The sequence below is a fragment of the Wolbachia endosymbiont of Atemnus politus genome, from assembly GCF_013309895.1.
Map to the genome: position 1 here is coordinate 1 of NZ_JAAXCS010000063.1, position 7,486 is coordinate 7,486.

Here is a 7,486-nt window from a genome sequence, read left to right on the forward strand (position 1 = left end):
GTGCAAAAAATTAAACATGAGACGCCAGATATACTAAGTTTTTTTGTCATTTAATCTGTACAGAGAAGATAAATAATTAGCTTCAACGTTATTGTAATGAGATTGACGGGGTTGTCAAGCAACTTTTGCGTTTCTCAACATGCTGCCAAAAATGCAAGAAGTCTATTGACTTCATAGCAATAGTCACTTTAAATTAGTAACTATTATTGCAGATGAATATCAATGACTTTTTTCTTTTATCTTTTTGCAATTCTCAGCGTCTTATCTGCTGTTTGTGTGATTAGTGTAAGGAATCCCGTACATGCAGTGTTATTTTTAATTTTCGCTTTCGTTAACGCTTCAGCTCTTTTTATCCTCCTTGGAGCTGAGTTCATTGCCATGATGGTGCTGATAGTATATATCGGTGCAGTTGCAGTGTTATTCCTCTTTATAGTTATGATGCTCGATATTGACTATATAAGGTTGCGTCAGGGTTTTGCAAGGCATTTAGCCCTCAGTGCTATATTATCTGTTGTGTTTTTTCTGATTATCAGCTTTGTAATTCGCAGCTCAGCACCTAATATAAGCAATGTCATAAATTACAGTGCCAATAACGTGAAAGCTATCGGTAATTTGTTGTATACTGATTATATGTACGCCTTCCATCTTTCTGGCATTTTGCTACTTGTAGCAATTGTAGGCGCAATTGCTCTCACTTTGCAGGACAAGAAAAAAGGGGTTAAAAAGCAGAATGTATTAGAGCAATTGGCGCAATCTTCGTCTGTAAAGTTGGTTAAGGCTAAATTTGGAAAAGGAGTGGAATGGAAATAGGATTAAATCATTTTTTGATAGTTGCTGCTCTTTTATTTACTATTGGAGTGTGCGGTATTTTCATCAACCGCAAAAGCATAATTAATATATTGTTATCAATAGAAATATTATTGCTGGCAATTAACATTAACCTGGTTGCTTTTTCTGCCTTTATGAATGATATAGTTGGACAAATTTTTGTCATGTTTGTGTTGACTGTTGCAGCAGCAGAGTCAGGGGTAGGACTTGCAATACTGGTTGTTTATTATAGAAAGCGTGGAAATATAAACGTTGAACAAGCGAACTTAATGAAAGAATGAAGATATGATAAATATACTAAAATTAATAGTGTTTTTACCACTCTTTAGTTCATTATTTGCAGCATTTTTTAGAAGAGATATTTTTAGTCAGTTAATTACAACTGCAGGAATTGGAGTATCTGCGGTTTTATCCTGGTATGTTTTTCTCACCTTTTCTGAAAATTATCATTTAGTTTTATTTCCCTTATTTTCACTAAGTGTATTAAAAGTAAATTGGGCAATTAGTGTTGATGCTCTTTCATCTTTAATGCTGATTGTTGTTACCACTGTTTCACTAGTGGTGCATCTCTATTCTATAGGCTATATGGAACATGATAAGGGAAAGTCGAGATTTTTTTCTTACTTATCGCTGTTCACGTTTTGCATGATTATGTTGGTTGTAAGTGACAATTTTGTGCAGCTTTTCTTTGGCTGGGAAGGAGTTGGCTTATGCTCCTATCTACTCATAGGGTTTTGGTTTCAAAAATACTCTGCAAATAATGCAGCAATTAAAGCATTTGTTGTAAATAGGGTAGGAGACTTTGCACTATTAATTGGAATCTTTCTTGTTTATTACACATTTCATTCTTTGAAATTCACTGAAATTTTTGACACCGTTAATTTCTTTGGTGCGCAGAACATTAGAGTGTTTTGCTGTGAGTTTAAAATAGTTCATATAATATGTGTATTACTTTTTGTAGGCTGTATGGGAAAGTCTGCCCAACTTGGCCTGCATATTTGGTTGCCAGATGCGATGGAAGGGCCAACTCCCGTATCTGCACTTATTCATGCAGCAACGATGGTAACAGCAGGTGTATTTTTAGTAGCAAAATGTTCTCCATTTTTTGAGCTATCAAATGTAGCGCGAGAATTAATAGTTATTGTTGGTGCACTGACTGCTTTTTTTGCAGCTACTGTTGCAATTACCCAGAACGATATAAAGAAGATAATTGCCTATTCAACTTGCAGCCAACTTGGTTATATGTTTATGGCATGTGGCCTTTCTGCTTACAATGTTGCTATTTTTCATTTAATGACCCACGCCTTTTTTAAAGCTTTACTATTCCTAGGTGCAGGCAATGTGATTCATGCAATGCATCATGAGCAAAACATTCAAGGGATGGGAAATTGCTGGAAGAAAATCCCCTACACTTACGCCCTCATGTGGATCGGATCTCTCGCACTTTCTGGGATATTCCCATTTGCAGGCTTTTATTCAAAGGATTTAATAATTGAACACGCTTATAGTATGAATAGTTTTGCTTTTGTAGTAAGCTTAATCGTTGCGTTCTTTACAGCGTTTTACTCTTGGAGGTTATTACTTCTTGTATTTCATAGTCAGAAACAAAGTAAAATTAATATACATGAAGCACCAAAAATTATGCTTATACCGCTACTGATACTTGCTTTTGGATCGGTGTTTTCTGGAATATGGGGAGCAAATACTTTGAATATAACTAGTAATGTGTTTTGGAAGTCAAGCTTAGTAGTTGCGAATGAGCATGAAATTCATAATTTCTTTATAAAGCTACTGCCGACTTTGGCAAGTATAAGCGGAATAATACTCGCGTACTTAATTTACCATTATCAAACAATCAAACAGATTAAAAGTAAGTTTTTACTTAAATTCCTGCAGAATAAATGGTACTTTGATGAGATATATGAATTTTTTATAGTTGTACCAATGAGGTTTATACCTAAGCTTCTCTGGAAGTTTGATGTCAAGGTTATTGATTCATTTGGACCGAACTGTGTTATAAGGTTGGTTAGTGAATGTTCAAAAAGTTCTATAAGGTTACAAACTGGCTATATATTTGATTACGCGTTTATTATGTTTGTTACTTTAATAATTGGTGCTTTATATATTATTGGAATTAAATAGAAAGTGTTGTTACTTAGTATATTCTTGCTTCCACTAATAGGAGCGTTGATCTTATCTCTAATTAAGGTTAATCATAAATCTATATACCTAAGACTTCTTGCCTTATCTTTTGCTATACTTCCATTTTTGCTTAGCATTGTAGCTTGTATAAAGTTTGATTATAACAATCCGGACTTTCAGTTCGTCAGCTACCCAATGAGAAACGTTGGAATAGGGGTGGACGGTATATCGTTACTTTTCCTGCTACTTACAACTTTCTTATTTGTTATCTGTATGCTCTACAATTGTAAAATGAGTTATACAACCCTCAAGCCGTATATGGCACTATTTTTGCTGCTCGAGAGTTTTGTAGTCGGTTTCTTTATTTCATTGAATGCTATAAGTTTTTATGTATTCTTTGAAGCTGTTCTAGTACCAATGTTCTTTATTATCGGCATCTGGGGAGGAAAACAAAGGGTATATGCAACATTCAAGTTATTCCTCTATACACTGACTGGTTCGTTGTTGTTTCTGCTTGGATTAGTGTACATTTATAATGCTTGTGGAACGTTTGATATACAGAAATTAGCCACATTAATGCCAAGCTTTGATCTTGAAGTACAGTCATTGTTATGGATCGCATTTTTTATTTCTTTTGCAATAAAAGTACCGATGTTTCCATTCCACACTTGGCTTCCTGATGCACATGTGCAATCGCCAACTTCTGGATCCGTAATTTTAGCTGGCTTGCTTATTAAAATGGGAGGATACGGATTTTTAAGATTCTCTATTCCAATGCTTCCCCAAGCAAGTTTACATTTTTCAAATTTCGTTGTTGTGCTCAGCATTATTGCAGTAATCTATGCTTCGCTAGTTGCGTTTGCTCAAGATGATATAAAGAAGTTAATAGCTTATTCTTCAATAGCACACATGGGAATCGTTACTGCTGGTCTCTTTTCGTTTTGCGAAGAGGGAGTACTTGGTGCTATATTTCAGATGATTAGTCATGGCCTTATTTCTGCTGCTCTGTTCTTATGTGTAGGAATGCTATATACTAGGACTGGAACTTTGGAAATTGCAAAGTATTTTGGCATAGTAAACACAATGCCAAAATTTGGTTTTATGTTCATTTTATTTTCAATGGCTTCAATAGGGCTACCTGGAACGTCTGGGTTTATAGGTGAGTTTTTGGCTATGATTGGAATGTTTAAGAGTATAAGGTTTTTCACAGGATTTATCGCACTCGGCACTATTTTGAGCGCAGTTTACATGCTGAATTTATGTAAGCAAACAATATGGGGGGTGAGTTATTCTAAATTGTTAAATAACCGTTTGGATAGCATAGAATTTTCTGTCTTAATTCTGCTCGCAGTGTTTGTTGTTTTGCTTGGCTTTTACCCAACTCTTGCGCTGAATTACTTGAAGCCATGTATGGCAAGTTTATTAGTCAAATATAACACTCTATGAATTGTATACAGGTATTGCCAGAGACTTTCTCTATTATCTCCTCATTAGTGTTGCTGCTGCTTGGAATTGTATTTAACCGTCGCACTATTAACTTGCTAGCACTTGGTTGCACAGCGGTAACTTTAATTATTTTAATTCTTTCAGCAAAAAATAATGAAGTTTTTTTCTTTAACTCGTTATTAAAACTCAATTTATACATCAGATCAGCCCAAGGGTTGATTATGACTACAGGAATTTTAGTACTTTTGCTGTTAAATCTATCAAAATATGACTATAAATATGAATTTTCAATACTGATTCTTTTTGCACTGTTTGGCATGATAACTTTGGTTTCAGCAAATAGTTTAATTTCTTTTTATCTAGCTTTTGAATTGATGAGTATATCTTTATACGTTCTTGCAAGCTTCAATAAAGATTCAACTTATTCATGTGAAGCAGGGGTGAAGTATTTTACGCTCAGTGCGTTGTCTTCTTGTATTATGCTATATGGAATGTCGCTACTTTATGGGTACACAGGACAAATCGATTTTTCCCAGTTAAGTTCATTTGTGCAAAACCATCAGGTAACCTATGGAATAGTTTTTGGGTTAGTCTTTATCATTATTGGTTTGTGTTTCAAACTTGCTATTGTTCCTTTTCATATGTGGGCTCCAGATGTCTATCAAGGTGCGCCCACCATAGTGACTGCGTTTTTTTCTACTGCTCCAAAAGCTGCACTTGTAACATTTTTAATTAGACTGATGAATGAGGAATTAATAAATATCAAAAATTATGTTCAACCTGTTCTTTTATATGTTTCAGCACTATCTGTACTTATCTCAGCTTTAGGGGCTTTGCGCCAAAAAAACCTAAAAAGGCTGCTTGCTTACAGCTCAATTGGTCATGTTGGCTTCATTCTTGCTTCGCTTTCTATCTCTACACGGACGGGAACAGATAGTTCCTTGATGTATTTGGTAATATATATTGTCACAAGCATAGGATTGTTTTCATATTTCATACAAATTGACGATGATGATTGCAATGTTACCAGTTTGTCTGGTATTGGAAAAAAACACCCAGTTTTAGCTTTTCATCTTTCTATACTATTATTCTCGATGGCTGGAATACCTCCACTTGCAGGTTTTTTCACTAAACTTTTTATATTTAAAGGCTTAATAAATTCAGGCTTTACCAGTCTATCTTTGATCCTTGTAGTAGCAAGTGTTATATCATGTTACTATTACCTAAATATCATAAAAGCTATGTATTTTGATAAGGCTAGTGGTGATAAAATTACTTACTCTAAAGGGCTACTCATTATCAGCTCAGTAGCTTCCTTAATCAATATTATTCTTTTTATATATGTAGAGGATTTATACTCGTTAATTCATTTAGCAACTAAAGGGTTGGTAAAGTGATCCCTGAGGGTTTTCATATTCATCATTACCACGAAGTTTCAAGCACTAATAAAGAGGCATTGGATTTAATTGATAGAAGAATATCAAATGAAACCGTCATTATTGCAGATAAGCAAACAGAGGGCAGAGGGCGCACTGGGAAAAGATGGGTCTCTCTAGAAGGTAATTTCTGTGCAAGTTTGATAGTAAACCTTCCGCAAGCTCCACGGTGTAATACTCAATTACTGGATGCCAGTGTCAACTACTTGAATGACAGAGAAAATCTAAGTAAATTAACAGAATTGACCTTTGTTACTGCTCTTGCTGTTGGCAACACGTTATTATCATTTATAAATGACCTAAACCTCCAATACAAATGGCCAAATGATATTCTGGTAGATGGTAAAAAAATAAGTGGGATATTGCTTGAAAAGAAGTCTGTTTCAAATTGGTTAGTTATAGGAGTTGGAATTAACATTGATCATGCACCGTTTTCATGGACAACATGCGTTAGCAGTTATGGCGAGTCTATGTCTAACACAGATTTATTAAAAGCATTAATAATAAGCTTTAATAAACTAAGAAAACAATGGATATTTGATGGGTTTTATACTATAAGAGAAATGTGGTTGAAAAAAGCATTCAAAATGAATAAGCAAATCAGCGTAAAGTTAGCTGATAAATTGCATGAAGGGATTTTTGTTGATATAGATAGAAGTGGCAGATTGGCATTACAGAAAAAAGATGGAAGCTTAATTTATTTCGATGCAGGTGAGTTATTTGTTGGTGGCACATTATGAATGCATACGTAATTTCTGCTTACCTTATTAGCTTCGCGTTGATTGCTGGAGAACTAATTTTTACCATTTCTTGTTATATTAAAAGTAAAGAAATTCTAGAAAGCCTGAAAGATAATAATGAAGAAGAAACATAAGCGATTACTTATAGCTTCGGGAATTTTTTTCTTTTTAAATTGTGTAGTTTTTCTTATCCTAACAACACTCAAAGAAAATATCTCATTTTTCTATACAGTAAGTGAAGCAACAGTTTTGCCAGATAATCAAAAGCCAATCCGTATCGGTGGAATGGTTGTTGAAAATAGTGTGATGCATAACGAAAGTGAAGTGATCTTTCAGATGACAGATTTTAACAAAAGCGTTGTGGTAAAATATCAAGGAATACTCCCTCCAATGTTCTCAGAAAAAAGTGGTGTTGTCGTGCAAGGTAAAATGTTCGACAATGACACCTTTTTGGCAGACACAGTGTTTGCAAAACATGATGAGAATTATATGCCAAAGGTTTCAAAGTAGAATCTCTTAATCTATCTATAGCTATAGAAGTAATATGATTAAATTGAATGAAAGAGTAGCGTTGTAAAAGATAAAATTCTTTATATTTACTGGTCCGTTGATGTTGATTCAGAGTATGCCATAATTTGGTCAATTACAGAATTTATACCTAATATGCAATCAATTTTGTTTTCTCTATGATTAGTAGACGAAATTCTTTTTAACATTGATAATAAATGGATACTGCTTGACATTTTCCATACCTTATTACCATCAAACCTCTTATCTGAAAGCATTTTTAATATTTCACCACGGGAATTGAATAATTTACTATTTAAAAGCGCATGAGTTGCTTCAGGATCTTTTTCAAAAGCAACTATTAGCTTATCTAAAATATTTTTATTT

Annotated in this window: 9 protein-coding genes; 8 read left to right on the top strand and 1 reads right to left on the bottom strand. The window is 34.1% G+C overall.

The annotated features are described in order from the left end of the window. Positions 1–222: 222 nt before the first annotated feature. Genes HET73_RS04795 through ccmE form a run of 8 tightly spaced genes read left to right on the top strand, consistent with a single transcriptional unit; the run spans position 223 to position 7,102 of the window. Positions 223–810: an NADH-quinone oxidoreductase subunit J gene (locus HET73_RS04795; RefSeq protein WP_174133017.1), complete on the top strand. Its 588-nt coding sequence runs from the start codon at positions 223–225 to the stop codon at positions 808–810. Continuing rightward, complete coding sequence (nuoK, locus tag HET73_RS04800; RefSeq protein ID WP_174133018.1) at positions 801–1,109, top strand: NADH-quinone oxidoreductase subunit NuoK; 309 nt, start codon at positions 801–803, stop codon at positions 1,107–1,109. The genes HET73_RS04795 and nuoK overlap by 10 nt, the downstream gene beginning before the upstream one ends. A 4-nt stretch (positions 1,110–1,113) precedes the next feature. Further along, positions 1,114–2,970, top strand: a complete 1,857-nt coding sequence (nuoL, locus tag HET73_RS04805; RefSeq protein WP_174133019.1) for an NADH-quinone oxidoreductase subunit L — start codon at positions 1,114–1,116, stop codon at positions 2,968–2,970. 3 nt (positions 2,971–2,973) lie between these two features. Then, on the top strand, positions 2,974–4,416 hold the full coding sequence (locus HET73_RS04810) for an NADH-quinone oxidoreductase subunit M (protein ID WP_174133020.1): 1,443 nt from the start codon (positions 2,974–2,976) through the stop codon (positions 4,414–4,416). Next, positions 4,413–5,813, top strand: coding sequence for an NADH-quinone oxidoreductase subunit N (locus HET73_RS04815; protein WP_174133021.1), 1,401 nt, complete (start codon positions 4,413–4,415; stop codon positions 5,811–5,813). The genes HET73_RS04810 and HET73_RS04815 overlap by 4 nt, the downstream gene beginning before the upstream one ends. Next, positions 5,810–6,592, top strand: a complete 783-nt coding sequence (locus tag HET73_RS04820; RefSeq protein WP_174133022.1) for a biotin--[acetyl-CoA-carboxylase] ligase — start codon at positions 5,810–5,812, stop codon at positions 6,590–6,592. Before HET73_RS04815 ends, HET73_RS04820 begins: the two co-directional genes overlap by 4 nt. Then, positions 6,589–6,726, top strand: coding sequence for a CcmD-like small membrane protein (locus tag HET73_RS04825; RefSeq protein ID WP_174133023.1), 138 nt, complete (start codon positions 6,589–6,591; stop codon positions 6,724–6,726). The genes HET73_RS04820 and HET73_RS04825 overlap by 4 nt, the downstream gene beginning before the upstream one ends. Continuing rightward, positions 6,710–7,102 (top strand): cytochrome c maturation protein CcmE, encoded by a 393-nt coding sequence (gene ccmE / locus HET73_RS04830; protein ID WP_174133024.1) that lies wholly within the window; start codon positions 6,710–6,712, stop codon positions 7,100–7,102. Before HET73_RS04825 ends, ccmE begins: the two co-directional genes overlap by 17 nt. 86 nt (positions 7,103–7,188) lie before the next feature. On the opposite strand, the gene HET73_RS04835 is transcribed toward ccmE, so the two are convergent. After that, positions 7,189–7,486, bottom strand: a 298-nt coding sequence (locus HET73_RS04835) for a hypothetical protein (RefSeq protein WP_174134110.1), incomplete at its 5' end; no start/stop codon positions are given.